Below are 26,500 nucleotides of genomic sequence, written 5' to 3'. Positions count from 1 at the left end.
GGTCGGCACGGGCACGCCGGCGCCCCTCAGGTCGTGGGAGAGGGTGGGGCCGGGGCGTGGAGGGTCAGCATGATGTGCTGGTCCTCGCCGTGCCGCACCGTGCCGGACCGCTGGAAGCCGACCTTCTCCAGGAGCCGGACCGAGCCGGTGTTGCCTTCGTACGGGTCGGCGTAGAGGGGACGGGCCTTCTCCTGCTGGAGGAAGAGCGTCAGGGCCCGGGTGCCGACGCCGCGGCCCCAGAACTCGCGGCCGAACCAGTAGCCGATGAAGCGCCGCTCCTCCTCCCACCAGGCCACGATGTTTCCGGCCGGCTCGCCGTCGACGAGGACCGCCTGCACGAAGACGGTGGGGTCGGCCAGGATCCGGGTGGCCCAGTGGTGGAGGAAGCGCTCCCGGGGGCGGGGCGGGAACCTGGACCTCCGGACCGCCTCCGGGTCGTGCTCCTGCGCCAGGAAGACCTCCAGATCGGCCTCCACGACGTCTCTCAACCGCACGTCATCGCCTGTGTTCGGTCGCTCGCTCATGGCGAGCGAGTCTGGCATACGGCACCGACAAACTCAGCGGGCGCGGCGCAGGCGGAGGAAGTCGTTGACCACGTACTCGCCCAGGCGCTCGGCGCTAGGCGAGAAGACGCGGCCGCCGTTCCTGCGGGCCACCTCGTCCACGAACTCCTTCAGCCGGTCGTCGGCGGCCAGCATGAAGACGTTGATCGTCGCCCGCCGCCGGGTCATCTTGTCGACCTCGGCCAGCGTGAGCTCCAGCGTCTCGTGCGACGGCGGCCACTCGAACGCCGATCTGCCGTTGCGCATGAGGTGGGCCGTGGGCTCGCCGTCCGTGACCACCAGCACCACCGGCTCGAAGTCGGGGTGGCGGTCGAGGTGGCGGCCGGCGATCAGGAGGGCGTGGTGCAGGTTGGTGCCCTGGACCATGTCCCAGTCGAGGCCCGCCAGCTCGTCGGGCTGCAGCACCCTGGCGTAGTTGGAGAAGCCGATGATCTGGACCGCGTCCTGCGGGAACTTGGACGCCACCAGCGCCTGGAGCGCCAGCGCCGTCTGCTTGGCGGCGGCCCAGGTGCCCCGCAGGGCCATCGAGTACGACAGGTCCACCAGGAGGCAGACGGCCGCGGCGGTGCGGCGCTCGGTCTCGGCCACCTCGAAGTCGTCCACCGAGAGGCGGACCCCGACGCGCCCACCGGAACGGCCGGTGCCCGGGGCGGCGACGCCGCCGCTGCGCACGCCGTTCACCAGCGTGCGGACCACGTCGATGGGCTGCTCGTCGCCGAAGCGCCACGGCCGGGTCGAGCCCGTCAGCTCCCCGGCCGAACCCGCGTCGTGCTGGTCGTGGTCGCCGCGGCGGCCCGCGTCGAGGGAGGAGAACACGCGGCGCAGCGCCGTCTCGCCCAGGCGGCGGACCGCCTTGGGGGTGAGCTCCAGCTTGCCCCGGCGGCGCAGGAGGTAGCCCTGCTCCTCCAGCTCGCGTTCGATGCGCTTGAGCGCCTCCAGGTCGTCCACGGCCGAGCGGCCGAGCGCACGGCGTACGGCGGACTCGTCGATGTCGTCCAGCCTGGCGCCCGGGTAGTCCTGCCGCAGGGCGGTCTCCAGCTGGGTGAGGTCGGCCAGCTCCTCCAGGGCCGTGACCGCGTCGCCCATGCCCAGGGGCTCCTCGCCGGTGAGGCGTTCGGGGGCGTTCCACGCCAGGTCGGGGCGGCGGGCGTAGAGGGCCTCGCCGAGGCGGCGCATCTCGTCGGAGAGCCCGGCCTGGTCGAGGGTCTGGTTGATCAGGCCGGCGAGCTCCTCGCGCTGGCGCGGGGTCATCGAGGCCAGCATGCGCTGCGTGGCGGCGGCGCGGCGGGCCAGGATGTCGACGAGCTCCTCGAGGTTGCGCGGCTTTTCGGGGAACAAATCGCCATATTTCCCCATAAAGTCTTCAAAATTGGCCTGGGTGTGCTGGCCGCGGGAGTCCTTGTCCAGCATCTCGTTCAGGTCCGCCATCATCTGGCGGACGCGTTCCATCGCCTCGGGGTCAGGGTTGGCGAGAGCGTCCCGCAGGCCCCTGAACTGGCTGTCCAGGACCTCGCGCCGCAGCAGGTCGCGCAGCTCCTCGAACGTCTGGCGCGCCGCCGACGAGCGCCACTCGTACGTGCTCAGCTCCTGGATCGCGCTGGCCGTGTCCTCGGGCAGCGCGTCGAGCCCGGTCTCCCGCAGCCGCGCGTCGTCGGACGGGTCGGGGAACAACTCGGCCCGCTCCTGCCCGATGGCCTTGTCGAGCAGCGCCCGCGCCTTCTCCAGCGTGCCGTCGAGCCGTCCGCGCTCGCGCAGGTCGCGCCGGCGCCGGCGCACCTCCCTGAGCATGTCGTCCAGCCCGCGGCGGTCCTGCGCGCCGGGCAGGCCGCGCTTGAGCAGGTCGCGCAGGGCGTGGACCGGCGTCGAACCGGACAGGATCGCGTCGCCCATCTCGTCGAGGGCCGCCCGCACGTCGTAGGGCGGGGCGAGGGGATCGGGGCCGTCGTGGTACTCACCATAGCGAAAGGCCATCACGCACCCACGCTAACCCGATCCGCCCGTTTACGCGTCCCCGAAGACCTCCCACACCTCGTTGACGCCGCCGGCCTCGGGCGTGTAGTCGATCTTCACCAGTACGGGGTGCTCCACCGTCTTGAGCGCCTTGGTCAGGTCCGCCGAGGTGCACGACTTCTTGCCGAGCCCCTGCTTGTCGGCGTTGACCGGCTTGCCCGCCAGCCATCCGTCCCGGCAGCGCGCGGTGGCCCGGTAGAAGCTCGTGGCGTGCGTGTACCCGAGCTTGACGGTCTTTCCGCCGGTCGTGAACAGGACCGTCGTGTCGTTGACGCGCTTGAGCGTGCCGCGGGCGGTACGCGCACCCGGCCACTCGGTGACCAGGAACTCGTTGATCTTGACGGCGTCCGTGCCCCGGTATTCGACGCGGAGCGGAACGGGCCCGCGGGCCAGCCCGTCGGTCAGATCCCCGGGTTCGCAGGCCGTCCGGCCCAGCCCCTTGGCGTCGAGGGCCACCTGGCCCTCGGTCTCCTTCAGGTCGCACGCCACCGTGACCCGGCCGAAGGAGGCGCCGGTGTAGTCGAGCCGCACCTCCTGTGCCCCGGCCACCGGCTTGAGCCGGTAGCTCCGGAACTCGCCCTTCCGCACGAAAGTGGCTGACTTGGGGACGATCCGCAGGTGCCCCTTCCCGTCGGCCCAGGCGTACCCGTACACGACCTTGGGCGCCGTGGCCTCGGCGGAGGCGGGCACGGCGATGAAACCCATGGCAAGAGCGGTGGCACAGGCAAGCAGGCGCATGGGCGGCCTCCCGGTCGGCGTGATCAGCTATCCACTATGACGCGGAAGACCGCCGATATGTTCATGTGCGGTAGACGCTCACTCCGTCAAGGTCTTCCTTGGACAGGCGCCGCATGAGGTAAAGACCCTCCAGCGCGAACTCCAGGGCTGCTGCCGCGTGCCCTGGCGACTCCTCGCCCGCGCCCATGCCGAGCCTGGACATGACCTTCGCCAGGCCCGTGACCGGGCCCATCCGGTGGAGCAGCTCGCCGGCGGGGACCAGCTCGCCCGACTCCACCTGGGTGCCCTCGGAGAACTTGTCGATGATCGCCGACAGGTCCATGCCGCCCAGCCGGGTCCTGAACGTCTCCGCCGTGGCCCGGCGCAGCAGGTGGGCGAGGATCTCGGTCTCCCTGCCCTCCTCGCTCACCTCGAACTCCACCTTGCCCCGCAGGCTGTGGACCACCGAGGCCAGGTCGACCACGCGCGTGACGGCCTGCTCCTCGCCCTGCAGCGCCGCCCTGCGCACGGCCGAGGCCGCGGCCGTCTCGGCGGCGGCGATCGAGAAGCGCGCCGACACGCCGGAACGGGCGTCCACCGCCGTGGACTCGCGTACCAGCCGGGTGAACCTGGCGATGACCTCGATCAGGTGTTCGGGGACGTCGGCCCCGATGTCCGGCACGGACTCCTGGCGGATGAGCGTCAGCTCGTCCTCGACGGTCAGCGGGTAGTGGGTGCGGATCTCGGCGCCGAAGCGGTCCTTCAGCGGGGTGATGATCCGGCCCCTGTTGGTGTAGTCCTCGGGGTTGGCGCTGGCGATGAGCAGGATGTCGAGCGGGAGCCGCAGGTTGTAGCCGCGTACCTGGATGTCGCGCTCCTCCAGCACGTTGAGCAGCGACACCTGGATGCGCTCGGCCAGGTCGGGCAGCTCGTTGACGGAGAAGACACCGCGGTTGGTACGGGGGACGAGGCCGTAGTGGACGGTCTCGGGGTCGCCCAGGGTGCGACCCTCGGCGATCTTGATCGGGTCGACGTCGCCGATCAGGTCGCCCACGGAGGTGTCGGGCGTGGCGAGTTTCTCGCCGTAGCGCTCGTCGCGGTGCTTCCACGCGACCGGCAGCTCGTCCCCCAGCTCCCGCGCGAGGGCCTGGCAGCGCGTGCAGGCCGGCGCGTACGGATGGTCGTTGATCTCGCAACCTTCGACGACTGGGGTCCATTCGTCCAGCAGACCGGTGATGGTGCGGATGAGCCGGGTCTTGCCCTGGCCGCGCTCACCGAGGAGGACCAGGTCGTGCCCGGCGAGCAGGGCCCGCTCCAGGTGTGGCAGGACGGAGTCGTCGAAGCCCACGATGCCGGGGAATCGTGGCTCGCCTGCCCGCAGCTTGGCCAGCAGGTTCTCCCGGACTTCGGCTTTGACGGTGCGATGAACGTGGCCGCTCTCTCGCAACTCGCGGAGAATACGTGGCTGATGCACGGGAACGAGACTACGTCCCCCGCGAGCAATGCGGCAGAGAGTTTCGCATCTGGCGCAGATTTCGGATCTCGACCATTGCGTGACGTTTCGTGCGCGTGCTTGTCCTTTTAGTGGGGAGAATCGGGCCTAGGGAACTTTGACATGTCGAGGGAGGCGAGACTCGTGGCCGTTATGACTAGCCGCTTCGCCGACGGCCTCGCCGTGGGTTCCGACCTGGTGGGGGCCGCGGAGACCGCCGTGGGCCAGGCCCTGTCGAGGCTCAGTGGCCGGGCCGACCTGGTCTGTTTCTTCATCTGCGGCGATGATCCCGAGGACGTCGCGCGGGCCGGTGAGGCCGCTATGAGGCTCGCGCCCGACGCGCACGTGGTCGGATGCAGTGCCACGGGGGTGATCGGCGACGGACAAGGGGTCGAACTGCTGCCCGCGGTGAGCGCGTGGGCGGCGACCTTGGACGGCGCCCGGCTGACGACCTTCCAGCTGGAGACCCTGGCGGCCGAGGACAGGTTCGTGGTGGTCGGGCTGCCCGAGCGGGGCGCCGATGATCATGTGGCGATCCTGCTGGCCGACCCGTACACGTTTCCGACCGACGCCTTCGTCGAGCGCTCCGTCGATGTGCTCGGCGACCTGCCGTTGATCGGCGGGCTGGCCAACGGGTTGCAGGGACGGGGCTCCGTACGGCTGTTCGCCGACGGCGAGGTCTACACCGAGGGCGCGATCGGCGTGCTGATCAGCGGCCCGGTCAGGATCAGCACCGTCGTCAGCCAGGGCTGCCGCCCGATCGGGCCCAGCATGGTCGTCACCGCGTCGGAGGACAACCTGCTGCTGGAGCTGGCCGGACAGCCCGCGCTGGCCCGGCTGGAGGACATCGTCAGCGAGCTGGACGAGGACGACCGCGAGCTGGTCGCCTCCGGCCTGCAGATCGGTGTGGCCATGGACGAGTACGCCGAGCGCCACGAACGCGGCGACTTCCTCATCAGGGGAGTCATCGGCATCGATCCCGAACGCGAGGCCGTGGCCATCGGCGACATCGTGGAGATCGGCAGGACCGTGCGCTTCCAGGTACGCGACGCGGCCACCGCCGACGAGGACCTGTACGACCTGCTGGACGCCCATCGGGAGCAGCTCGGCAAGGTGGACGGGGCGCTGCTGTTCTCGTGCAACGGACGGGGCTCGGCCATGTTCGGCACGGCCGACCACGACCCGGTCGCCCTGCGTGACACGCTGGGGCCCATCGGCATGGCCGGCTTCTTCGCCGCCGGCGAGGTCGGGCCGGTGGCGGGTCACAACCATGTGCACGGGTTCACGGCGTCCGTCCTGGTTTTCTCCAGCCCAGGCCCGTGACATGCGCCTGAAGGCCCGGCGGCCCCGTCTGCTCGGGAGGGCCGCCGGGCCTCAAGCCGCCCGGGGCGGCCTCGGGGAGGCTCCGGGCCTGGCCGCCAGGGCCGGGCCGGCCCTGGCGCGGGTGGGTTACTCGGTCGCCGAGTCGGTGCTGGGACCCTGGCCCTCGTCCCCGGTGTTGGTGCTGGGACCCTGGCCCTCGTCCCCGGTGTTGGTGTGGAAGCCGCCCCCGCCGTCCTGGGCGTCGGGATCGGGCATCGCGGTCGGCTCGCAGGGCGAGACCGGCCCCTTCACTATGGTGAGCGACATCCCGAACGGCGGCTGGTCGTCGCCGGCCTTGCTCTTCGAGACGGCCATCACCAGCGTCGAACCCTCCGGCACCTCCCCCTTCTCGATCATGAACGAGGTCACGCCGCTCGACCGGCCGAAGCTCACCGCGAACTCGCCCGGACCGTTCCCCTTCGCGCCACGCGGCATCTTGCAGGTCTGCCCCTCGGGCAGGTAGTCGACGATCGCCTTGACCCCGGCGTCGGCCAGGTCGGCCTGCAGCCCCTCCGGGTCGTTGAACTTGTTGATCTGCACGGTGATCACCCCGTTGGCTCCCGTGGTCACCGCGTACGCCGGGCTGCCGCCGAGCCCGGACAGCACCACCGCCGTCGCGGTGGCGGCCGCCGCGACCCCCGCCAGCGCGGCGGCCAGCCCCACGTAGCGCCGCCGGGAGCCGCCGCGCCTGGCCGGTGTCACAGTCGTCGTCACGTCGTCCTCCGCCGTTCTCGTCGTGATCTCTTCCTTGAGTGCACTGAGAAGGCGCTCCTCGAAATTGCTCATGCCTGTCCCTCCACGTACACAGGTGCCGACGGCGAAGCGACATCAAGGGCCCGCCTTGCCCGGTGCAACCTGACTCGTACGGTCACCTGCCGGATCCCCAGGACCTCGGCGACCTCGGCGACGGTGAGCTGGTCGATCGCGACGAGCTCCAGCACCGCGCGCTCGCCCTCCGGCAGGCCGCGCATGGCCTCCAGGGAGCCGCGCATCCGGCGCTCGGCGTCGATCCGCTCCTCCATCCGCACGAGGTCGTCGTCGTCCATCAGCCGCCGGCCGGCGACGCGGCCGGTCGCCCGCGCCTCCCGGGCGGCCTGCCGATGCCGGGCCGACACGACGTTGCGCGCGACGCCGTACAGCCAGGCGATCTCGGTGCCCCGGCCGGGCGCGTAGGTGTGCGCCGAGTCAAGCACCGCCAGGAAGATGTCCGCCGTCAGGTCGGCGGCGAGGTGAGGGTCGCTCACCCGCCGGACCACGAAACGCATGACGGCATCGACGTGGCGGCGATAGAAGGCCTCAAAGGCCGCAGGGTCTTCGTTGAGGCGCACTGGCCTCGCTCCCTTCGTCGTTCGCCTTACATCCGTACTTGGACCGAGCGACGAGAAGCGTTTCCCCGCAGGTCAGCTGGGGCGGCGGGGCTGGAAGAGCCAGGCGTCGAAGAGCGGGCGGAGGTTTTTGCCCGACAACTGCTCGGAGAGGGCGATGAACTCGTCCGTCGTGACGTGACCGTAGCGGTGGTCGGCGGTCCACGTCTTGAGCAGCCTGAAGAAGGTGTCGTCGCCGATCGCGTCGCGCAGGGCCTGCAGCGTCATGGCGCCGCGCGTGTAGACCGACGCGTTGAACAGGTCGGAGGGCTTGGCCCGCCCCGGCGGGTAGGCCCACATCGGGTCGTCGGCCGGGCGGGCGTGGAGGTCCTTGAAGATGGCCTGCGCGGTCTTCGTGCCCTTGTGCTCCTGCCACAGCCACTCCGCGTACGTGGCGAAGCCCTCGTTGAGCCAGAGGTCCTTCCAGCGCTTGAGGGTGAGGCTGTCGCCGAACCACTGGTGGGCCAGCTCGTGCGCGATGATGGTCGCGTCGGGCTCGAAGCCCCCGTAGAGCGGCTTGGTCTGGTTTTCCAGCGCGTAGCCGGCCATGTAGTCGTCGATGACGCCGCCGGTCGAGGAGAACGGGTAGGGGCCGAAGACCGTCGACCAGTAGTCGGTGATCTCGCCGGAGAGCTGGTAGAGCTTGTCGAGCGAGCTCTTGAACTTGGGATCGACGGCGGCGTACTCCGGGATGCCGCCGGGAGTGCGGCCCTGGCGCAGGTCGAACTTGCCGAGCGTGGCGGTCGCCAGGTAGGTCGCCATCGGGTGGAGCTCGCGCCACCGGTAGGTGGTCTTGCCGCCGGCGGTCGTGGGCCGGCCCTGGAGCTCCCCGTTGGACACGGCGGTCAGCCCGGCGGGCACGGTGATCGCGAAGTCGAACGTGGCCTTGTCGGCAGGGTGGTCGTTGTTGGGGAACCAGGTCTTGGAGCCGTTGGGCTCGGAGGCCACGAACGCGCCGTCCGGGGTCGGGATGAACCCGTACGTGCCCAGGTTGTCGCTGTCCTCGGCGGCCTTGGGACGTCCCGCGTAGACGACCTTGACGGTGAAGCGGGACCGGTTGCCGAGCGGGCGGGAGGGGGTCACGGTGAGCTCGTCGCCCTTCCGCCTGAACCTCGCCGCCGCGTTGTCGACGGTGACCTGGCGCACGTCGTAGCCGGCCAGGTCGAGGTTGAAGCTCGACAGGTTTTGAGTGGCGGCGGCCTGGATGGTGGTCCGCCCTTCGAGCTGTTTGGTCTTCGGGGTGTAGTCGACGGCCAGGTCGTAGTGGGAAACGTCGTAGCCGCCGTTGCCGTCCTCGGGGAAGTCGGGGTCGCCGATGCCGGCGGCGCCCGGTCGGTAGTCGGTGACGGCGGGCGGGTCGTCCGCGCTCGCCGCTCGGCCGTCGGTGGGCGCACAGGCCAGCACACTCAGCGTGGCCAGCAGTGCCACCCCGCGTCTGTCGAAACGCATTGGCAACACGCCCCTTCGGATCGTGACCAAAATCTTACGCTGAGTCAGGCATTCACCACGACCGTCCTGGCGGCCTTGTCATGTACCGCCTGTTTGCGAGCGTCGAAGAGGATCCAGCCGAGGTCTACGAGCGAGCCTACGCAGCAGACCCAGGCGAGCGCGGTCTCGACGATCTGTCTCACCGCGGCCTGCGCCACGGTGATCCGCGCGCCGTTCTCCTGCACGACCCGCATGCCGAACAGCCTTTTGCCGAGGGTCTGGCCGTTCCAGAAGGCGTGCAGGAGCCAGAAGTACAGGAAGGCCACGAGTCCGGCCAGGAAGGTGTGCTCCACCGGGTAGCGGTCCCAGGCCCCTCTGCTCCGGTCCCAGACGTACTCCCAGCTCGACCAGGTGAAGGGGGCGGAGATGACGTTGACTATGAGCCAGTCGAGGACGCCGGCGAACAACCGTCGCCAGCGTCCCGCCAGCCCCGGTGGTGATCCCATGATGTCCTGATGACCACCACTAAGTCGGGACAAACTAAAGGTTGCCCCTTCGTTCCTGTTCCCGCTCGATGGCTTCGAACAGCGCCTTGAAGTTGCCCTTACCGAATCCCAGCGAGCCGTGCCGTTCGATCAACTCGAAGAAGACCGTGGGCCTGTCCTGCACCGGCTTGGTGAAGATCTGCAGCAGGTAGCCGTCCTCGTCGCGGTCCACGAGGATCTTCCGCCGCTTCAGCTCCTCGATCGGCGCTCGCACCTTGCCGATGCGCTCCCGCAGCTCGGGGTCGTCGTAGTACGAGTCGGGCGTGTCCAGGAACTGCACGCCGGCCGCCCGCATGTGGTCGACCGTGGTCAGGATGTCGTTGGTGGCCAGGGCGATGTGCTGCACCCCGGGGCCGCCGTAGAACTCCAGGAACTCGTCGATCTGCGACTTCCTGCGGCTGACGGCCGGCTCGTTCAGCGGGAACTTGACCTTGCGCGTGCCGTCGGCGACGACCTTGGACATGAGCGCCGAGTACTCGGTGGCGATGTCGTCACCGACGAACTCCGCCATGTTCGTGAAGCCCATCACCTTCCGGTAGAACTCCACCCACTCGTCCATCTTGCCCAGCTCGACGTTGCCGACGCAGTGGTCGATCGCCTGGAAGAGCCGCCCGCCCTTCGTCGCCGGCGGCGCCACCAGCGGCTCGGCGGCCACGTAACCGGGCAGGTGGGGGCCGCCGTAGTTGGACCTGTCGACCAGCGTGTGGCGCGTCTCACCGTAGGTGGCGATGGCCGCGACCTGCACCTTGCCGTGCTCGTCCTCCATCGTGTACGGCTCCGCCAGCCCCTCGGCCCCGTGGGCGACCGCGTACGCGTACGCCGCCTCCACGTCGGGCACCTGGATCGCCAGGTCGATCACCCCGTCGCCGTGCTCGGCCACGTGCCTGGCCAGATCCGTGCCCGGGCGGACCGCGGCCCGGAACTCGAACGTGGCACCGCCCGAGACCAGCACGTACGCGACCTCGTCCCGGCTGCCGTTCTCGGGCCCGCGGTAGGCCACCAACCTCATGCCGAACGCGGTCGAGTAGTAGTGGGCGGCCTGCTTGGCATTGCCCACGGCGAACACGACGGCGTCCATGCCGTTGACCGGAAAGACATCATTCATACTGGCAACTCTCGATATCCCTGAGCTCAGTGCGCAAGAGTTACTTCAATCGGTGGACAACCTGCCTAGCGGCGCGCCGAGATATCCGGTAAATCTGTACAGTATGACGATCGATGAGCTGGACGCCAGGTTGATCACCCTCATGACGGAGGAGCCCCGCCTGGGGGTGCTCGAGTTCTCGCGCCGGCTCGGCGTGGCTCGTGGCACCGTTCAGGCCCGGATGGACCGGTTGATCGCCAGGGGCGTGATCACCGGGTTCGGGCCGGACGTGTCGCCGGAGGCGCTCGGCTATGACGTCACCGCGTTTGTCAGCATGGAGATTAGACAGGTCGCCGGGCACGACCCGGTGGCCGACCGGCTGGCCGCCATCCCGGAGGTGCTGGAGGTGTACACGATCACCGGCGACAGCGATCTTCTCTGCCGCGTGGTGGCGCGGACAAATGCCGATTTGCAGCGGGTTATCGACCGAATCGTTGATGTACAGGGTGTGCTCCGGACTAATTCGATCATCGCCCTGGACACCCCGGTTCCCTATCGAGTGCTGCCGTTGGTCGCCGATGTTCCGCGCCGCGGTGACCGGTAGCCGTACTATCGCTAGGGGACGAGGCACCGTTATCGATCGTTTAGCCTTGACATTCGCCCAGCGCATGAGGGGTGACAAGGGGGGGTCGAGGGTGCGGAGCGGCGGTGGCAACGGGATGCGAAAACGACGAGTACTCCGACTTCTACTGATTTCATTTGGCGCGGGAATCCTCGTACTCGTCGGGCTTTTCGCCGTCGCATGGGCGCTGACGCCTATTCCCGATTCCACGCAGAAGCAGGCCACCGCGCAGGGTTCGGTGATCTATTACCGCGACGGCAAGACCGTGCTCGCCCGCCAGGGCATCGACCGCAAGAGCGTCGAGCTGGCCAAGGTGCCCAAGCACGTGCAACAGGCGGTCATCGCGGCCGAGAACCGCTCCTTCTACGACGACGGCGGCGTCTCGGTCAAGGGCACCGCGCGGGCCGTCTGGTCCACCGTCACCGGGCAGCAGCTCCAGGGCGGTTCGACGATCACCCAGCAGCTCGTCCGCAACTACTACAGCGGCCTCAGCCAGGAACGTTCCGTCACCCGGAAGTTCAAAGAGATCCTCATCGCGATCAAGGTCGACCAGTCCAAGTCGAAGGACTGGGTGCTCGAGCAGTACCTCAACACGATCTACTTCGGCCGTGGCGCCAACGGCGTCCAGTCGGCCGCCCGCGCCTACTTCGGCAAGGACGTCGGCCAGCTCAGCGTGGCCGAGGGCGCCTACCTCGCGACGGTGATCCAGCAGCCCAGCCGCTTCGCCGACCCCAAGGGCCCCGACCTTGCGGCGGCCCAGGAGCGCTGGAAGTCCGTGATCGACGCGATGGGCCAGACCGGCATGCTGACGCCCGCCCAGGTCGCCGACCAGCGCTTCCCCAAGCTCACGGCGCCGAAGAAGCCGTTCGAGCTCAAGGGGCAGGCCCAGTACATGCTGGAGCAGGTGACGGCCGAGCTCAACCGGCGCGGCTACTCCGACGAGGACATCAACGGCGGCGGGCTGAAGATCGTCACGACGTTCGACAAGAAGCTCATGCAGGCCGCCCAGCGGGCCGTCAAGGACGTGCTGCCCGACGCCACGCCCAAGAAGGTCCACACGGGGCTGGCGGCCGTCGATCCGGCCACCGGTGAGATCGTCGCGTTCTACGGCGGCAGCCCCGCGCAGTCCCAGTACGACAGCGCGTTCTCGGCCAAGGTCCAGGCCGGCTCGACGTTCAAGCCGTACACGCTGGCGGCGGCGCTCGACAACGGCTTCGACCTGTCCACCAGGGTCGACGGCAACTCGCCGATGCGCGTGGCGTCCGACCCGAAGCCGATCCCCAACGACAGCGACCGCTCCTACGGCGAGATCGACCTGGTGCAGGCCACCCAGAACTCGGTCAACACCGCCTTCGTGGACCTCGGCCAGAAGGTCGGCCTGGACAAGGTCGCCGCCGTCGCCGAGAAGGCGGGCATCCCCAAGACGCAGCTCGAGAAGCAGCAGAGCTACGCGTCCTTCCCGCTCGGCGTCTCCTCGGTCAGCGCCGTCCAGAACGCCTCGGGCTTCTCCACGTTCGCCAACAAGGGCGTGCACATGGAGGCCCACGTGGTGATATCGGTCACAGACGCCGAGGGCAAGAAGAAGACCGTCGAGCCGGTCCCGACGCGGGTGGTCGGCGAGCAGGCCGCCGGGGACGCCACGTACGCGATGCAGCAGGTCGTCAAGTACGGCACCGGCACCGGCGCCCGGCTCTACGACCGCCCGGTGGCCGGCAAGACGGGCACCACGGACAAGTCGAAGAGCGTCTGGTTCAACGGGTTCACCCCGCAGCTCGCCGTCGCCGTCGACATGTTCAGGGAGGACAACGCCACCGTCACGATCCCCGGGTACGGCACGCAGTTCGGCGGCCAGCTCCCGGCGCAGATCTGGCGGGCGTTCATGACCGAGGCCATGGCGGGCAAGCCGGTCGAGGAGTTCCCCGAGCCGTCCGACTACGGCTGGGGCCCCGACTACTCGTCGCCCGACCAGAACCAGGACGGTCCCCAGCAGGAGTACACGCCGCCGTCCGACCCGAACGACTGGTTCGACAACACGCCCGAGCCCGACATCACCGCGCCCCCGTCCACGGACGGCCCGCCGGTGACGGATCAGCCGAGCGACAACGGGCCGCAGCAGGACCAGCAGCGGCCCGACGAGCAGACCGGCCCGCCGTCCACGCAGCAGCAGACGCCCGACCAGCCCACGACCGGAGGCGACACGATCAACGACGCCACCACGGGCCGCCCGCAGTCGGGTTAGCGCGCCGCGCCCAGCTCCGCCCGCAGGTCATCGACCGTCGTCACGGGCAGGCGGCAGGTGAACCCCTTGCACACGTACGCGGCAGGCGCCCCGCCGACCAGCCCGCGCCCCTCCAGCAGCTCCGGGAAGTCGCCGGGGCCGCGGGCGACCACCAGCCCCGGCACGTCGGCCAGCAGCGCCTCTCTGTGCAGCTCCGCCGTGCGCGGGTCGTCGGCCGGGCCGATCACGGCCACCTCCACGGGCCCGTCCAGCGCCGCCCGCGCCACGGCGAGGCCCCAGCCCGCGAACCTGGCGTGCCCCGTGGCCAGCACGGACACCGCGCCGAGCGCGGCCTGGGCGGCCTCCCTGTGCCGCGTGGAGCCGGTCAGGGCGCCGTAGGAGAGCAGCGCGCCCGCGGCCGCGAACTGGCCCGACGGTGTGGCGTTGTCCGTGGGGTCCTGCGGCCGCTGGAAGAGGCGTTCGGAGTCGTCGGCGGTGTCGTAGAAGCCGCCCGTGTCGTCGGCGAACCTGTCGAGCACCGTGTCCAGCAGCGAGCCCGCCAGCCGGAGCCACCTGGCCTCGCCGGTCACGCCGTACAGGGAGATCAGGCCCTCGGCCAGGTTGGCGTAGTCCTCGAGCACTCCGGCGTTGGTGCCCGCCCGGCCGTCCTTGGAGGTCCGCAGCAGCCTGCCGTCCGCCACGTGGGTGCTCGCGAGCAGGTCGGCCGCGGCCGTGGCCGCCGCCACGAGGTCGGGACGCTCGAACACCATGCCGGTCTCCGCCAGGGCCGCGATGGCCAGGCCGTTCCACGAGGCCACGACCTTGTCGTCGCGCCCCGGGCGTACGCGCCGGTCCCTGGCGGCCAGCAGCCGCTCGCGGACGCTCGCGTAGCGCGCCGGGTCGTCGGGATCGCGCGGGAGCTGCAGGACGGACGTGCCGTGCTCGAACGTGCCGGTCACCTCGAACAGCTCCTGCGCCCAGCGCCCGTCGTCCTCGCCGAGCACCTCACGCAGCTCCTCGGGCGTCCAGACGTAGAACTTGCCCTCCACACCCTCGCTGTCGGCGTCGAGCGCGGAGGCGAACCCGCCCTCCCCGGTGCGCATCTCCCGCAGCAGCCAGTCGGCCGTCTCCAGCGCCACCCGCCGCGCGAGCTCGCCGCCGCCCGCCTTCCACCAGTGCGTGTAGACGCGCAGCAGGAGCGCGTTGTCGTAGAGCATCTTCTCGAAGTGCGGCACGACCCATTCCGCGTCGACGCTGTAGCGGGCGAACCCGCCGCCGAGCTGGTCGTACAGGCCGCCGCGGGCCATCGACCCGAGCGTCTCGCCGCTCATCTCGCGCTCGCCCGAGCGCAGCAGAAACTCCAGCACCATGGACGGCGGGAACTTGGGCGCCCTGCCGAAGCCGCCGTTGACGCCGTCGAACTCCTGGCCCAGGTTGCGCATGGCGAGCGCCAGCGTCTCCTCCTTGGGCACGGCCCCGCTGGGCAGCGTGGTGTTCGTGGTGAGCGCCTCCACCACCTTGGCGCCCTGCTGCAGCACGGACTGCCGGTCGCCGACCCACACGTTGTGGACCTCGGTGAGCAGGCGCTGGAAGTGGGGGCGCGGGAAGTAGGTGCCGCAGTAGAACGGGTGGCCCTCGGGAGTGGCGAACACCGTCATCGGCCAGCCGCCCTGGCGCGTCATGGCCTGGGTGGCGCCCATGTAGACGGCGTCCACGTCCGGCCGCTCCTCGCGGTCGACCTTGATGTTGACGAAGTGCTCGTTCATGAGGCGCGCGGTGCCGGGGTCCTCGAAACTCTCGTGTGCCATTACGTGACACCAGTGACACGCTGAATAACCGACGCTGATCAGCAGCGGCACGTCCCGCCGCCTGGCCTCCGCGAACGCCTCCTCACCCCAGGGGTGCCAGTCCACGGGGTTGTCCGCGTGCTGCAGCAGGTAGGGGCTCGTGGCGTCTTTCAAGCGGTTCATCAGGACCTCCACTGATCAGCCTAGTCCGCCCCCGCCCCGGGCCTCTCCCGCCGCACGGCCCGCCCGCTGCCCCGGTGCTCGGACGGGGCGCTCGCCGAACGAGAGCCGGGGGCGGCTGACTGGGGAGGCCGGGACGGGCTAGGTTACGGGGCGTGGATATGGACTTCGTCTGCGCACACGCCGGCCGCCCGGTCGGCGCCGTCACCCGCAGGGACGTGGCACGCGCCCTGCTGGCCGTTCCCTCAGGGGTGGCGCTGGTGGCGCTGCCCGACCTGCGGCGCGCGATGATGGCGGCGGGCAACCCGCTCTCCCGCCCGTTCTGGGAGTCCGCCAAGACCACGCTCAGCTCGATCGAGGCGGGTGTCGCCACGGTCGGCGACGTGCAGCGCTGGGTCGAGTCCACCGGCACCGAGCCGATCCTCATGACGCCCAGCTACTTCGTCTGGCCGGAGGAGGACGAGCGCGGGCCCGTGGCGGTGGAGATGTTCGGCCGGCTGGTCGCGTACCTGGAGGAACGGGTCGAGGCCGGTGAGATCGACCCCGACGCGCTGGCGGAAGGCGATCGGGCGGCCCGCGGCGCGTACGAGGAGCTGCAGGAGCGCTGGCTCGGCACGCCGCTGGCGGACGGCAGGGTGCCCGGGTTCGCGGTGAGCGACGAGCTGGACGAGGAGTCGTTCGCGATCTGGGACGAGGAGGAGGCGTTCGCGCTGTCGGAGCTGCAGCGGATCGTCGCCGGCCTGCCCGCGCAGCCCGAGCTGCCCGCCGGCGAGCTGGACGCGGCGGCGGCGCGCCTGCGCACGCTGCTCGCCCTGCCCGGCTACCCCGCCAACGTGCTGCGGGCCTGCGCCGGGTTCGAGGAAGGCCCGATGCCGGACGACGACGGTGAGCTGTGGCTGGCGGTGGCGGCGGGCATCGCGGGGCCGATCTCGGACCTGTCGGAGAGCGGGGACCTGCTGGAGGAGTTCGTCGACCTGGACGGGGAGCTCACCCTGGAGGACGCGACGCTGGCCAACCTCTGCGCGATCCAGCACGCCGACTGGCTGGCCGGGGTGGCGGCGCTGGCGAGGCTGGGCCCGGGGGTGCTGGCCTCGCCCGAGCGGATGGCGCGGCTCATCGCCGAGTCGGAGGACATCGACGTCGACGAGCAGGACACCGACGATCTCAACGCGACCGAGAGCCTGTTCGGCTCGGTGGTGAGCCTGTGGGGCTATCTCGGCATCGTGGACAAGGACGAGGTGCTCACTCCGCTGGGCTGGTGGGGCCTGCCCAAGGCGCTGGAACGGGCCTGGTCACGCGCTGCCGAATGAGCTGTCGACCAGGTGCTGGAACTCGGGGTGACGCTTGATGTACTTCGCCACGTAGGGGCAGAGCGGCACGACGCGCAGGCCGGTGTCGGCGCTCGCCTGGAGCGCGAACGCGACCAGCCTGCTCGCCAGCCCCTGCCCCTCGTACGCGGGCAGGACCTCGGTGTGCGTGAAGACGATCTTGGTGGGCAGCAGGCGATAGTCGGCGAACCCGGCGACCTTGCCGTCCACGAGCACCTCGAACCGGCTCTCCGTCGAGTTGTCGACAACTTCGATCGGCATCTACTCGGCCTTCTTGTCGTCCACGTCGCCCTCGTGGGGGACCTGGATCTTCGACATCTGCTTGTTCATCGACTTGACCAGGAAGTACAGGGCAAAGCCGAGGAAAGCCACGACGAGGAAGCCGAGCAGGCCCGGACTCACATCACCTGCTGCTAGAACGTTCACAGTTCCAGTCTGCCACTGGGGGAGCGTGGTCCCGTCAGTGGCAGGCGGGAGAGACGTCCTCGGCGTGGATGCCCGCGAACAGGTCGTCCTCCGGCAGCTCCGTGTCCACCAGCGAGCGCGCCAGGTGGTAGTCCTCGGTCGGCCAGATCTCCTGCTGCAGCTCGCGCGGGCAGACGAACCACCAGCTGTCGGGGTCGATCTGGGTGGCGTGGGCGATCAGGGCCTGGTCGCGGATCTCGAAGTAGTCGCCGCACGGCACCCGCGTGGTGACCGGCCACTTGGCCGGGCGGTCCTCCCAGCGGGAGATCCAGTCGGCGTACGGGGAGCCGAGGCCACGCTCGGTCATCGCCTCGTGCAGCGCCTCGAACCGCTCCTTGGTGAAGCCCATCTGGTAGTAGAGCTTCAGCGGCTGCCACGGGTCGCCCGTGCCCGGGTAGCGGTCGGGGTCGCCGGCGGCCTCGAAGGCCTCCACCGAGACCTTGTTGGTCATGATGTGGTCGGGGTGGGGGTAGCCGCCGTCGTCGTCGTACGTGATGATCACGTGCGGCCTGAACTCCCGCACGGCCGCCACCAGCGGCGCCGAGGCGTCCTCCAGCTTCTGCGTGGCGAAGCTGCCCTCGGGCAGCGCCTCGTCCTCGTTCTCCGGCAGCCCGGAGTCGACGAAGCCCATGAAACGCTGCTGCACGCCAAGGATCTCGCGGGCCCGGTCCATCTCGGCCTTGCGCACCGCGGCGATGTTCGCCACGATCTCGGGCCGATCCATCTTCGGATTGAGCACGGAGCCCCGCTCACCACCCGTGAGCGTACAGACCAGCACTTCCACACCTTCGCGCACGTAACGCGCCATCGTGGCGGCGCCCTTGCTCGACTCGTCATCGGGGTGGGCGTGGACGGCCATCAGCCTCAGCGGTGCACTCACGGGCTCGATGTCTCCTCAGTAGGGACCGGTCACTCGCCCAGAGAGGTTAGTTTCTGCTGGGCGGTCGCGAGGGCACACCCCCCGCGGGCGACAATTGTCTCGGATAACGCTCAGGGAGTGCAGGGAGATTCCGCCATGGCGACCAGAGATGTCGAGAACCAACCAGTTCTCGGCACACCCGACGACTTCCCCGACCGCCCCAAACGAGGCGGGCGGCTGGTCGTCCACGTCGTGATCGGCGTGCTGGTGGCCATCATCGCGGGTGGCTGGGGTTACGTGATGTGGTCGATGACGGCGGGCGGTTCGGAGGCGCCGTCGCAGGTGGTGACGTTCAACGTCGTCAGCGCGAATCGCGCGGAGATCACCTTTGAGGTGTACAAGCCAGACGATAGGGTGGCTGTCTGCCGGATCAGGGCGCTGGACGTCTATCACGCGGAAGTGGGCAGCAAGGAAGTAAGAATCCCGGCTGGCGGGGGTAGTAAGCAGATCAAGGAAAGCCTCGACACCAGTGGTGAGGCCACTTCCGTCCACATCCAGTACTGCAATCTCGTATAGTGAGACGTTTGGGGAAGCGGTGGAGCGGTTGACTTGTTAGCCTTTCGCAATTCAACCACACGTAACCTCAAGTGATCTCAGGGCCCCCTAGGCAAGCAAGGAGAACCCGTGGCCGACTCTCGCGATGAGAACGTCACATGGCTGACGCAGGAGGCGTACGACCGCCTGAAGGCGGAGTACGAATATCTCTCTGGCCCCGGGCGCGTCGACATCGCCAAGAAGATCGAAGCCGCCCGCGAAGAGGGCGACCTGCGTGAGAACGGCGGCTACCACGCCGCCAAGGACGAGCAGGGCAAGATGGAAGCCCGGATCTTCCACCTCCGGCAGATCCTCGACAACGCCCAGGTGGGAGAGGCCCCCAAGGCCGAGGGCGTGGTGGGCCCCGGCATGACCGTGACCATCCGGTTCGTCGGCGACGACGACGAGGTCACCTTCCTGCTCGCCTCCCGCGAAGAGAGCGGAGCGCCGATCGACGTCTACTCGCCGAAGTCCCCGCTGGGGGCGGCGATCAACGGCAAGAAGATCGGGGAGAAGGCGACCTACTCCATGCCCAACGGCCGCCAGAACACGGTCGAGATCCTTGAGGCAGTGCCGTACATCGGCAACTGACACCCCCGCAGGACGACCGCCGGGCCCACGCTGGCCCGGCGGATTTTTCGCATGCGTCAGGGATCCGGCAGGACCTCAGCTTCCTGGTCAACTCTCGTAAGCGGAGCAACACGTACAAGCTGGTGCCGTTCATCGTGGTGGCGCTGGTCGCGGTGCTGACCGCCGACGTGCTGCTGCTCGCGCGATCCGGGCAGGACGTCGGTCCCGTACGCGCCCAGGCCACGCTCAAGCAGACGCCGCTGGCGCAGCGCCGGCCGCAACAGCAGCAGGGGCAGCAGCAACCGCCACCAGTCACCACCGTCCAGCCGGTGGAGCCGCTGAAGAAGCTGCACAAGCCCAACCTGTTCGTGCTGACCAGCAAGCCGTTCACCAACGAGCTGTTACGGAAGGTGGCCAAGCTGCGCGGGGTGCGGGCCCTGGAGCTGGCCGACGCGGCGTCCGTCATGCTCGACGACAAGCGGGTGCAGACGCTGGCGGTCAATCCGTCCACGTTCCGCTCATACACGCCGAAGGTGACGGCTTCGTCCGACGCGCTCTGGCAGAACGTCGCGGCGGGTGACGTGGCGGTCTCGTTCGTGCTCGGCAACGACGGCGGGCTCGCGCTGCACCGGCGCGTGGCCAGCCCGGCCGGGGCGCTGCGGATCGGCGCGTACGCCACCACCGGGTTCGGCGCGGTGGACGCCGTCGTGTCCAAGAACGTGGGGCGGACCTTAGGACTCCCGCACGACAACGCCCTCATCGTGAGCGCCCCCGAGACCAACTCCGAGACCCTGCGCAGGGCCATCCTCAAGCGGCTGCCCAAGGGCACGCAGGTGGCCATGGTCAACCCGGTCCTCCCGCAGCCGCAGACCCCGACCCGTACCTGGCCTTCCGGGTCGTTCATGACGGGCGAGCAGATCACCGTGGCGCTGAAGGCCGCCGCCTCCAAGCTCGGCCGGCCGTACGTGTGGGGCGCCGAGGGGCCCGACACCTTCGACTGCTCCGGCCTGGTCCAGTGGGCCTTCGCCCAGGCGGGGGTACGGATGCCCCGGGTGACGCACCAGCAGTGGGTGACCGGGCCGCAGGTTCCGCTGTCGCAGGCGCAGCCGGGCGATCTGATCTTCTGGCGCCTTGACCCGACCAACCCCGACTACATCTCCCATGTAGCGATTTATTGGGGTAACGGGAAGATGATCCAGGCGCCGCGCACCGGTGATGTCGTCAAGATCTCGCCCGTGCACACCCGCAACCTGGCAGGCGTCGTCCGCGTAAGCCCAGTCGCCGCCGCCAAGGTCCGCTAACCCCGCCCGTCCCCCGACCAGCCCGGCCCCGACCAGCCCGGCTCCGGCTCCGATCAGCCCGGCTCCGGCCCCGGCCGCCCGGCGCCGCACGCCGCCGACGCGCGCACGGTGTCGCACCACATGGGGCCGCGCCACGATGCTGCGGGCGGGTGGCGGCACGGCGCGCTCGGGCAGCGACCGACGGCCCGCCCCCGATGCGCCCCCGCCGCCGCGCGCCTGCGCTGCGTCGTTGCGTCCGCGCCGTGCTGCGCCGCCGTGCATTCCTAGGCCCACCCGCGAGGCCCGCAAGACCGACAGCGCGCCCCCGCGCCCGCGCCCGTCGCTCCGTGGGTGATCAGGCCCCCCGTGAGCACCCTCGCGGCGTAGCCCTTCCGGGGCGGGTGGGGCCGGAGGTGGGCAGGAGGGGGGAGGGGGCGGTGGGGTGCGTAAACGCGGTCCCGGAGGCGTGCATTTCGCGTGCAACTGTGTAATGGTGATTACATGGCAACAGACGACGACACCGCGCAGATTCACGGCTGGTTCACCGGACGGCTGCCCGAGGGCTGGTTCACCGGTGCGCCCGAGATCGTCAGGGACCGCGAGGAGATCGCGGTGCTCGGCACCCTCCCCGACCCCCCGGACGACGTGCCGGAGGCCGAGCGGGCCGCTCTGGTCGAAGGGCTGGCCAGGAGGTTCAGGGAGGAGACGCGCGAGCGGCGGATCGAGATCGCCCGGGAGGCCGAGCGCAAGTTCCGGCAGAAGGTGTCCTGGGGTGTGGTCTGCGGCGGCGAGACTGTGATGTTCACCACACTCTCCGTGCCCGTGATGACCCGGCTGCGTCAGACGGAGCGGCAGGTTCTGGACACGCTCGTGGCCGCGGGAGTGGCCAGGAGTCGCAGCGACGCGCTCGCCTGGTGCGTACGTCTGGTCGGCAAGCACACCGACACCTGGCTCGCCGACCTGCGGGACGCGCTCCAGCACGTCGACCGCGTTCGCTCCGAGGGACCTGCCATCAATTCCTGAGACCACGCAGCGGAAACGGGCGTGGAAATGGACTAAACCACTGGGGAAATTGGTTTAGACCATCGGAATTGGACTGGACCACTGCATGTTAATTCTCTTTTAAATCTGCTCGGGCTGGGTAGGCTCCCCCAATCGTCAGGGCCGCTGCCTGCGGCGACGGTCAGGCCAACAGGTCTATGCCAATTGGCTTTCATGCCGCTTCGTCGTTAATGATGACTGGGCCCTGAGACAGTGGAGGAGTCGCAGTCGTGTCCGTTTCCGTGGAAGTGCCCGCACCGACCAGCAATGGCGAATTGGCCGCGTGGGTGAACGAGATCGCCGCCCTGACCCAGCCAGACCGGATCGAGTGGTGCGACGGGTCCGAAGAGGAGTGGACGCGCCTGACCAACCTGCTCGTGGATCAGGGGACGTTCACGCGACTCGCCGCCCGGCCCAACAGCTTCTACGCCAAGTCCGACCCCAGCGACGTGGCCAGGGTCGAGGACCGTACCTTCATCTGCTCCGAGCGCGAGGAGGACGCGGGCCCGACCAACAACTGGATCGCGCCCGACGAGATGCGCCGGACGTTCCGGCAGCTCTTCAAGGGCTGCATGCGCGGCCGCACGATGTACGTCGTGCCGTTCTGCATGGGCCCGCTCGGCGGCGAGATCTCGCAGCTCGGCGTCGAGATCACCGACTCTCCGTACGTCGCCGTCTCCATGCGGATCATGACCAGGATGGGGGACAGGGCGCTCCGCCTGATCGAGCAGAGGGGCGAGTTCGTCAAGGCGGTCCACTCCGTCGGGGCGCCGCTGGAGCACGGTCAGCAGGACGTGCCCTGGCCGTGCAGCTCGACGAAGTACATCAGCCACTTCCCCGAGACCCGCGAGATCTGGTCGTACGGGTCCGGCTACGGCGGCAACGCCCTGCTCGGCAAGAAGTGCTACGCCCTGCGCATCGCCAGCGCCATGGCCCGCGACGAGGGCTGGATGGCCGAGCACATGCTGATCCTCAAGCTCACGCCGCCGTCCGGCGAGACCCGCTACGTCGCGGCCGCCTTCCCGAGCGCCTGCGGCAAGACCAACCTCGCCATGCTCCAGCCCACGATCCCGGGCTGGAAGGTCGAGACGATCGGCGACGACATCGCCTGGATGCGCTTCGGCGACGACGGCCGCCTCTACGCGATCAACCCGGAGGCCGGCTTCTTCGGCGTCGCGCCCGGCACCGGCCAGGTGACCAACGCCAACGCGATCAAGACGCTCTGGGGCAACAGCATCTTCACCAACGTCGCGCTCACCGACGACGGCGACGTGTGGTGGGAGGGGCTGACCGAGGAGCCGCCGGCGCACCTGACCGACTGGAAGGGCCGTTCCTGGACGCCCGGCGGCGACGAGCCGGCCGCCCACCCGAACGCCCGCTTCACCACTCCCGCCGCCCAGTGTCCGACCATCGCACCCGAATGGCAGGACCCCAAGGGTGTGCCCATCTCAGCGATCTTGTTCGGCGGTCGCCGCGCCACCGCCGTGCCTCTGGTCACAGAGTCGCTGAGCTGGGAGCACGGCGTCTTCCTCGGAGCCAACGTCGCCTCCGAGAAGACCGCCGCGGCCGAGGGCAAGGTCGGTGAGCTGCGCCACGACCCGTTCGCCATGCTGCCGTTCTGCGGCTACAACATGGGCGACTACTTCGACCACTGGCTGGAGATCGGCCGCCGCAAGGGCGCCAAGCTGCCGCGGATCTACTACGTCAACTGGTTCCGCAAGAACGCCGAGGGCACGTTCATCTGGCCGGGCTTCGGCGAGAACAGCCGCGTGCTCAAGTGGATCGTCGACCGGCTCAACGGCGAGGCCAAGGCCGTGCCGACGGCGATCGGCCTGCTGCCGGCCGACCTCGACACCAAGGGCCTGGACCTGACCGAGGAGGACCTGCGCACGCTCCTGTCGGTCGACAAGGAAGTGTGGCGCGAGGAGGCGTCGCTGATCCCGGCCCACTTCGACAAGTTCGGCTCGCATCTGCCGAAGGAACTGTGGGACGAGTACAACGCCCTGCTGGACCGCCTCGGCTGATCCCCTCGTGCGCTACGGCGGCTCCGTCCGACTCGACGGAGCCGCCGACGAAATTCGAATAATCTAAATGAGCAGAACGAAACCTTTACCGCTGCCTTACGCGTCCTTCCGATAACCAGCCTTATTCGGCTGTACGGAGGGAGGCCTAAATGGACCTGTTCCTGCTGATCCTTTCGGTGGCTCTGGCCGCGACTGCCTTAACCACCGCCTCCGCATTCAAACGCGAGCGCGCCGTCCCGACGACGTCCCGTACTCGCGCCATGGGCCGGAAACTGAGCCACTACGAGATCGCCTATCTGGCGGGTGGCCCGGAGCAGGTGGCCGGCACGGCCATCGCTCTCCTGACCGGCTCGGGAGATCTGCGCGTGGCACGCGGGGGGCACGTGCACAACGTCCACGCGCGGTCGGTGTCGCGGGACCCCGTCGAGCAGGTGGTGCTGGCCACCGTCGCCGACCGTTCCGGGCTCCCGGCGTCCGCGCTCAAGACCGAGGTGCGCAGGAGCCTGGCGATGGACGAGCTCAAGCGCCACCTCACGGACGCCGGCCTGGTCCTGCCCGGTGACCGCGCCAGGCGGCTCGACCGGCTGGCGGCCGGCCTTCAGGTGGTGTCGGCGCTGGCCTTCGCGGGGGTCGTGGCGGACGTGGTCACCGTGCTCACCGAGGGCACGAAGCCGCTCCTCGCGTTCTCGCTGATCGCCCTGGCGATCACCGGCGCCGGCGCGGCCGCCGTGATCGCCAACCGCCGGAAGTCCCGTCGGCACAAGCTGACCGCCCACGGGGTGGAGCGGCTCGGCAACGCCAGGAAGACGCACCCGCTGGGCTCGGGCGGCGGGCGGGTGCACACCGCGCTGTACGGTCCGGGCGCGCAGGTGAAGGCCGACCTGCGCGCGGCCAGGGCGGCCCGCCGGCCCAGGCGGCGGGCGACGTACGGTGGCGGATACAGCGGATACAGCGGATCCAGCGGATGCAGCAGCAGCGGCGGAGGAGGCTGCGGCAGCTCGTCGAGCTGCGGTGGCGCGAGCGGCTGCGGTGGCGGCGGTTGCGGGGGAGGAGGGAGCTGACATGGCCGAGCCGGGAGCACGGCAGCGTACCGGGGTCGAGCTGGGGGTGGGGATCGGCTGGCGGGCCGAGCTGGACCTGTCCATCGAGCGGATGCCCGGCGTCGACTTCCTCGAGGTCGTCGCCGAGAACCTCAAGCCCGCCGACCTCCCCGAGTCGTTACGCGTGCTGCGCGCCAGGGGGCTGCCGGTGGTCCCGCACGGGGTGTCGCTCGGCGTCGGCGGCGCCGAGCCGCCCTCCCCGGCCCGGCTCGCCCACCTGGCCGCCTGCGCGGAGGCGCTGGACGCGCCGCTGGTCAGCGAGCATCTGGCGTTCGTACGGGGCGGCGGCATCGAGGCCGGGCACCTGCTGCCCGTGCCGCGCACCCGCGAATCCCTGCGGGTCATCACCGCGAACGTGCGCAGGGCCCAGGACGCGCTGCCGGTGCCGCTCGCCCTGGAGAACGTCGCCGCCATCTTCGGCTGGCCGGACGACGAGCTGACCGAGGCCCAGTTCCTCGCCGAGCTGGTCGAGCGCACCGGGGTCGGGCTGCTGATCGACGTGGCCAACCTCTACACCAACCAGTTCAACCTGGGGTTGTCGGCCACGGACGCGCTCGACGCGCTGCCGCTGGAGCACCTCGCGTACGTCCACGTGGCCGGCGGGTACGAGCACCACGGCATCTGGCACGACACGCACACCACCTCCGCGCCGGAGCCGGTGCTCGACCTGCTCACGGAGCTGTGCGCCCGCGCCACCCCGCCGGGAGTGCTGCTGGAGTGGGACGACGAGTACCCGAGCGACGCCGCCCTGGGGAACGAGCTGGCCAGGATCCGCACGGCGATGTCCGCGGCCGGGGAGCCCGGATGACGGACCGGCGCCCCTCCCCGGCCCCCGAAGCCCCGGCCGCGGTGACGGCTGACGTCCCCTCGGCGGTGGCGGGCGCCGAGGGGCTGGGGACGGCGCGGCGGCGGCTGGCCGAGGCGCAGGGGCAGGTCGTGGCGGCGCTCGTCGCCGGCGCGGAGCTGCCCCAGGGGTTCGACCCGGAGCGGATGCGGGTGCAGGCGTCGAGCCTGGTCGCCAAGCGTCGCGGCATCGTGGCCAGGATCCGGCCCGACGCCGCCGCCGCGGCCGGCTCCGACCTGCCCGCGGAGTTCGCCGCCTACGCGCGGTCCCGCAGCGAGCCGCCGCCCAACTACCGCACCGACGCGGACGACTTCGCCGCCTGGCTGCGCGAGCGCGGCCGCATGCCCGATCCGCCGCCCAAACCCCATTGGTGGTCGCGATTCCTGCCCTGAGCGTGGCCGCAACCGGCCAGGGGTGGATCAGGGATAGCCGGTTTAGCAGGCATTCGTCCGGAAACCGTCAGAGAATGGGGGGATTGCGTTGTGTCGACGGCTCTTATCTGACCGTCACGCCAGTGGCATGCAAGGACAGCATCGGCTCGCCGTACGAGGTCACCCTCGAACTGCGTCGCGACGGCACGCCGTACGGGAGCGTCGGAGAGCGGTGCGGCTGGCTGCTCGCGCGCCTGGCGCGCGGGGTGGACGAGGCCCGGCAGGGACGCGGAGCGGCCAGGCGGTGGACCGACCCCGACGACAGGTTCCCTGACGAGGACCCGGACAGCGAGCTGTTCTCCTTCCGCTACCGCACCAGAGCGGGCCTGGTGGGCGGCGGGGAGCTGCGCTGCCAGCTCAGGACCATCCCCGTGTGGCAGGCAGCCAAGGGCGAGTGGCGGCTGACCAGAAGGGCGTACGTGGAGGCGTGGGGCTCGACGGGCGTGGGCATGCGGGCGGTGCTGACGTCGTCGGAGCTGTCGGTGTTCGTCCGGAGCCTCGTGGATGAGGCGGAAGGATGTCTGGAAGGTAGAGATCTGGCGAGGAATCCGCTAGACGGAGCAGGCACGGGCGATTCGCGGTGATAATTGCC

26 protein-coding genes are annotated in these 26,500 nt (G+C 69.9%); 13 read left to right on the top strand and 13 right to left on the bottom strand.

The features are described from left to right. Positions 1-26: 26 nt before the first annotated feature. The 4 genes from ABZX61_RS22965 to ABZX61_RS22950 all read right to left on the bottom strand — a co-directional run bounded on the left by ABZX61_RS22965 (position 27) and on the right by ABZX61_RS22950 (position 4,764). Positions 27-524, bottom strand: a complete 498-nt coding sequence (locus ABZX61_RS22965; RefSeq protein ID WP_355197369.1) for a GNAT family N-acetyltransferase — start codon at positions 522-524, stop codon at positions 27-29. Between the two features lie 33 nt (positions 525-557). Then, the gene (locus ABZX61_RS22960) at positions 558-2,534 is read right to left on the bottom strand and encodes a hypothetical protein (protein ID WP_355197833.1); all 1,977 of its coding nucleotides are present in this window, start codon (positions 2,532-2,534) and stop codon (positions 558-560) included. 30 nt (positions 2,535-2,564) lie between these two features. Continuing rightward, positions 2,565-3,311, bottom strand: coding sequence for a hypothetical protein (locus tag ABZX61_RS22955; RefSeq protein WP_355197367.1), 747 nt, complete (start codon positions 3,309-3,311; stop codon positions 2,565-2,567). Between the two features lie 61 nt (positions 3,312-3,372). Next, a complete protein-coding gene (locus ABZX61_RS22950; RefSeq protein ID WP_350725727.1) occupies positions 3,373-4,764 on the bottom strand; it encodes a sigma 54-interacting transcriptional regulator in 1,392 nt (463 codons plus the stop codon). A 171-nt stretch (positions 4,765-4,935) separates the two neighbouring features. On the opposite strand from ABZX61_RS22950, the gene ABZX61_RS22945 reads away from it, so the two are divergent. After that, positions 4,936-6,105 (top strand): FIST N-terminal domain-containing protein, encoded by a 1,170-nt coding sequence (locus ABZX61_RS22945; protein ID WP_192793806.1) that lies wholly within the window; start codon positions 4,936-4,938, stop codon positions 6,103-6,105. A 126-nt stretch (positions 6,106-6,231) separates the two neighbouring features. On the opposite strand, the gene ABZX61_RS22940 is transcribed toward ABZX61_RS22945, so the two are convergent. The 5 genes from ABZX61_RS22940 to hppD form a co-directional block, all read right to left on the bottom strand. Further along, positions 6,232-6,930 (bottom strand): hypothetical protein, encoded by a 699-nt coding sequence (locus tag ABZX61_RS22940; protein ID WP_355197365.1) that lies wholly within the window; start codon positions 6,928-6,930, stop codon positions 6,232-6,234. Continuing rightward, a complete protein-coding gene (locus ABZX61_RS22935; protein WP_350725723.1) occupies positions 6,927-7,472 on the bottom strand; it encodes a sigma-70 family RNA polymerase sigma factor in 546 nt (181 codons plus the stop codon). The genes ABZX61_RS22940 and ABZX61_RS22935 overlap by 4 nt, the downstream gene beginning before the upstream one ends. 72 nt (positions 7,473-7,544) lie before the next feature. Beyond that, on the bottom strand, positions 7,545-8,957 hold the full coding sequence (locus tag ABZX61_RS22930; RefSeq protein ID WP_355197363.1) for a M1 family metallopeptidase: 1,413 nt from the start codon (positions 8,955-8,957) through the stop codon (positions 7,545-7,547). Between the two features lie 44 nt (positions 8,958-9,001). Further along, positions 9,002-9,442 carry an RDD family protein gene (locus tag ABZX61_RS22925; protein WP_355197361.1) on the bottom strand — a complete coding sequence of 147 codons (441 nt, stop codon included), beginning with the start codon at positions 9,440-9,442 and terminating at the stop codon, positions 9,002-9,004. 34 nt (positions 9,443-9,476) lie between these two features. Continuing rightward, complete coding sequence (hppD, locus tag ABZX61_RS22920; protein ID WP_355197359.1) at positions 9,477-10,586, bottom strand: 4-hydroxyphenylpyruvate dioxygenase; 1,110 nt, start codon at positions 10,584-10,586, stop codon at positions 9,477-9,479. Between the two features lie 103 nt (positions 10,587-10,689). Here hppD and ABZX61_RS22915 point away from each other — a divergent pair, with 103 nt between their 5' ends. Continuing rightward, entirely contained in the window at positions 10,690-11,169 is a 480-nt protein-coding gene (locus ABZX61_RS22915) for an Lrp/AsnC family transcriptional regulator (protein WP_350725715.1), read from the top strand. Positions 11,170-11,425: 256 nt separating this feature from the next. Beyond that, a complete protein-coding gene (locus ABZX61_RS22910; protein ID WP_355197357.1) occupies positions 11,426-13,426 on the top strand; it encodes a transglycosylase domain-containing protein in 2,001 nt (666 codons plus the stop codon). On the opposite strand, the gene ABZX61_RS22905 is transcribed toward ABZX61_RS22910, so the two are convergent. Beyond that, positions 13,423-15,375, bottom strand: a complete 1,953-nt coding sequence (locus tag ABZX61_RS22905) for a thioredoxin domain-containing protein (protein ID WP_355197355.1) — start codon at positions 15,373-15,375, stop codon at positions 13,423-13,425. The two genes, ABZX61_RS22910 and ABZX61_RS22905, sit on opposite strands and share 4 nt — an antisense overlap. A 158-nt stretch (positions 15,376-15,533) precedes the next feature. On the opposite strand from ABZX61_RS22905, the gene ABZX61_RS22900 reads away from it, so the two are divergent. Next, positions 15,534-16,682 carry a hypothetical protein gene (locus tag ABZX61_RS22900; RefSeq protein ID WP_355197831.1) on the top strand — a complete coding sequence of 383 codons (1,149 nt, stop codon included), beginning with the start codon at positions 15,534-15,536 and terminating at the stop codon, positions 16,680-16,682. Here the strand turns inward: ABZX61_RS22900 and ABZX61_RS22895 are convergent. The 3 genes from ABZX61_RS22895 to mca are packed head-to-tail and all read right to left on the bottom strand — an operon-like array spanning position 16,665 to position 18,045. After that, complete coding sequence (locus ABZX61_RS22895) at positions 16,665-16,961, bottom strand: GNAT family N-acetyltransferase (RefSeq protein WP_350725709.1); 297 nt, start codon at positions 16,959-16,961, stop codon at positions 16,665-16,667. The genes ABZX61_RS22900 and ABZX61_RS22895 overlap by 18 nt on opposite strands. Further along, entirely contained in the window at positions 16,962-17,126 is a 165-nt protein-coding gene (locus tag ABZX61_RS22890) for a hypothetical protein (RefSeq protein WP_192788033.1), read from the bottom strand. 34 nt (positions 17,127-17,160) lie between these two features. Next, on the bottom strand, positions 17,161-18,045 hold the full coding sequence (mca, locus tag ABZX61_RS22885) for a mycothiol conjugate amidase Mca (RefSeq protein ID WP_350725707.1): 885 nt from the start codon (positions 18,043-18,045) through the stop codon (positions 17,161-17,163). A gap of 135 nt (positions 18,046-18,180) precedes the next feature. Between mca and ABZX61_RS22880 the strand changes: the two genes are divergently transcribed. The 9 genes from ABZX61_RS22880 to ABZX61_RS22840 all read left to right on the top strand — a co-directional run bounded on the left by ABZX61_RS22880 (position 18,181) and on the right by ABZX61_RS22840 (position 26,492). Beyond that, positions 18,181-18,600, top strand: coding sequence for a DUF4307 domain-containing protein (locus ABZX61_RS22880; RefSeq protein WP_355197352.1), 420 nt, complete (start codon positions 18,181-18,183; stop codon positions 18,598-18,600). A gap of 108 nt (positions 18,601-18,708) precedes the next feature. Then, positions 18,709-19,209 (top strand): transcription elongation factor GreA, encoded by a 501-nt coding sequence (gene greA / locus ABZX61_RS22875; protein ID WP_148437100.1) that lies wholly within the window; start codon positions 18,709-18,711, stop codon positions 19,207-19,209. 122 nt (positions 19,210-19,331) lie between these two features. Then, positions 19,332-20,489: a C40 family peptidase gene (locus ABZX61_RS22870; protein WP_350725703.1), complete on the top strand. Its 1,158-nt coding sequence runs from the start codon at positions 19,332-19,334 to the stop codon at positions 20,487-20,489. Positions 20,490-20,969: 480 nt separating this feature from the next. Then, a complete protein-coding gene (locus tag ABZX61_RS22865) occupies positions 20,970-21,491 on the top strand; it encodes a hypothetical protein (RefSeq protein ID WP_355197350.1) in 522 nt (173 codons plus the stop codon). 248 nt (positions 21,492-21,739) lie between these two features. Beyond that, positions 21,740-23,533, top strand: coding sequence for a phosphoenolpyruvate carboxykinase (GTP) (locus tag ABZX61_RS22860; protein WP_355197348.1), 1,794 nt, complete (start codon positions 21,740-21,742; stop codon positions 23,531-23,533). Positions 23,534-23,682: 149 nt separating this feature from the next. Then, the gene (locus tag ABZX61_RS22855; protein ID WP_355197346.1) at positions 23,683-24,594 is read left to right on the top strand and encodes a TIGR04222 domain-containing membrane protein; all 912 of its coding nucleotides are present in this window, start codon (positions 23,683-23,685) and stop codon (positions 24,592-24,594) included. Between the two features lies 1 nt (position 24,595). Continuing rightward, positions 24,596-25,441, top strand: coding sequence for a DUF692 domain-containing protein (locus ABZX61_RS22850; protein WP_355197344.1), 846 nt, complete (start codon positions 24,596-24,598; stop codon positions 25,439-25,441). After that, positions 25,438-25,869 carry a hypothetical protein gene (locus ABZX61_RS22845; protein WP_355197342.1) on the top strand — a complete coding sequence of 144 codons (432 nt, stop codon included), beginning with the start codon at positions 25,438-25,440 and terminating at the stop codon, positions 25,867-25,869. The genes ABZX61_RS22850 and ABZX61_RS22845 overlap by 4 nt, the downstream gene beginning before the upstream one ends. Before the next feature lie 122 nt (positions 25,870-25,991). After that, positions 25,992-26,492 carry a hypothetical protein gene (locus ABZX61_RS22840; RefSeq protein ID WP_355197340.1) on the top strand — a complete coding sequence of 167 codons (501 nt, stop codon included), beginning with the start codon at positions 25,992-25,994 and terminating at the stop codon, positions 26,490-26,492. Positions 26,493-26,500 lie beyond the last annotated feature (8 nt).

Origin of the sequence: Nonomuraea sp. NPDC003709, assembly GCF_040610775.1 — a bacterium.
GTDB lineage: Bacteria > Actinomycetota > Actinomycetes > Streptosporangiales > Streptosporangiaceae > Nonomuraea > Nonomuraea angiospora_A.
This window is presented reverse-complemented; position numbering and strand designations above follow the sequence as displayed.

What these genes read in the sequence shown, in the direction of transcription:
- hppD (WP_355197359.1), bottom strand. Translation starts at nt 10,586, where the DNA reads ATGAATGATGTCTTTCCGGTCAACGGCATGGACGCCGTCGTGTTCGCC.
- ABZX61_RS22930 (WP_355197363.1), bottom strand. Translation starts at nt 8,957, where the DNA reads ATGCGTTTCGACAGACGCGGGGTGGCACTGCTGGCCACGCTGAGTGTG.
- ABZX61_RS22845 (WP_355197342.1), top strand. Translation starts at nt 25,438, where the DNA reads ATGACGGACCGGCGCCCCTCCCCGGCCCCCGAAGCCCCGGCCGCGGTG.
- ABZX61_RS22900 (WP_355197831.1), top strand. Translation starts at nt 15,534, where the DNA reads ATGGACTTCGTCTGCGCACACGCCGGCCGCCCGGTCGGCGCCGTCACC.
- ABZX61_RS22850 (WP_355197344.1), top strand. Translation starts at nt 24,596, where the DNA reads ATGGCCGAGCCGGGAGCACGGCAGCGTACCGGGGTCGAGCTGGGGGTG.
- ABZX61_RS22895 (WP_350725709.1), bottom strand. Translation starts at nt 16,961, where the DNA reads ATGCCGATCGAAGTTGTCGACAACTCGACGGAGAGCCGGTTCGAGGTG.
- ABZX61_RS22905 (WP_355197355.1), bottom strand. Translation starts at nt 15,375, where the DNA reads ATGAACCGCTTGAAAGACGCCACGAGCCCCTACCTGCTGCAGCACGCG.
- ABZX61_RS22960 (WP_355197833.1), bottom strand. Translation starts at nt 2,534, where the DNA reads ATGGCCTTTCGCTATGGTGAGTACCACGACGGCCCCGATCCCCTCGCC.
- ABZX61_RS22925 (WP_355197361.1), bottom strand. Translation starts at nt 9,442, where the DNA reads ATGGGATCACCACCGGGGCTGGCGGGACGCTGGCGACGGTTGTTCGCC.
- ABZX61_RS22955 (WP_355197367.1), bottom strand. Translation starts at nt 3,311, where the DNA reads ATGCGCCTGCTTGCCTGTGCCACCGCTCTTGCCATGGGTTTCATCGCC.
- ABZX61_RS22855 (WP_355197346.1), top strand. Translation starts at nt 23,683, where the DNA reads ATGGACCTGTTCCTGCTGATCCTTTCGGTGGCTCTGGCCGCGACTGCC.
- ABZX61_RS22945 (WP_192793806.1), top strand. Translation starts at nt 4,936, where the DNA reads ATGACTAGCCGCTTCGCCGACGGCCTCGCCGTGGGTTCCGACCTGGTG.
- ABZX61_RS22880 (WP_355197352.1), top strand. Translation starts at nt 18,181, where the DNA reads ATGGCGACCAGAGATGTCGAGAACCAACCAGTTCTCGGCACACCCGAC.
- ABZX61_RS22865 (WP_355197350.1), top strand. Translation starts at nt 20,970, where the DNA reads ATGGCAACAGACGACGACACCGCGCAGATTCACGGCTGGTTCACCGGA.
- ABZX61_RS22965 (WP_355197369.1), bottom strand. Translation starts at nt 524, where the DNA reads ATGAGCGAGCGACCGAACACAGGCGATGACGTGCGGTTGAGAGACGTC.
- ABZX61_RS22940 (WP_355197365.1), bottom strand. Translation starts at nt 6,930, where the DNA reads ATGAGCAATTTCGAGGAGCGCCTTCTCAGTGCACTCAAGGAAGAGATC.
- ABZX61_RS22915 (WP_350725715.1), top strand. Translation starts at nt 10,690, where the DNA reads ATGACGATCGATGAGCTGGACGCCAGGTTGATCACCCTCATGACGGAG.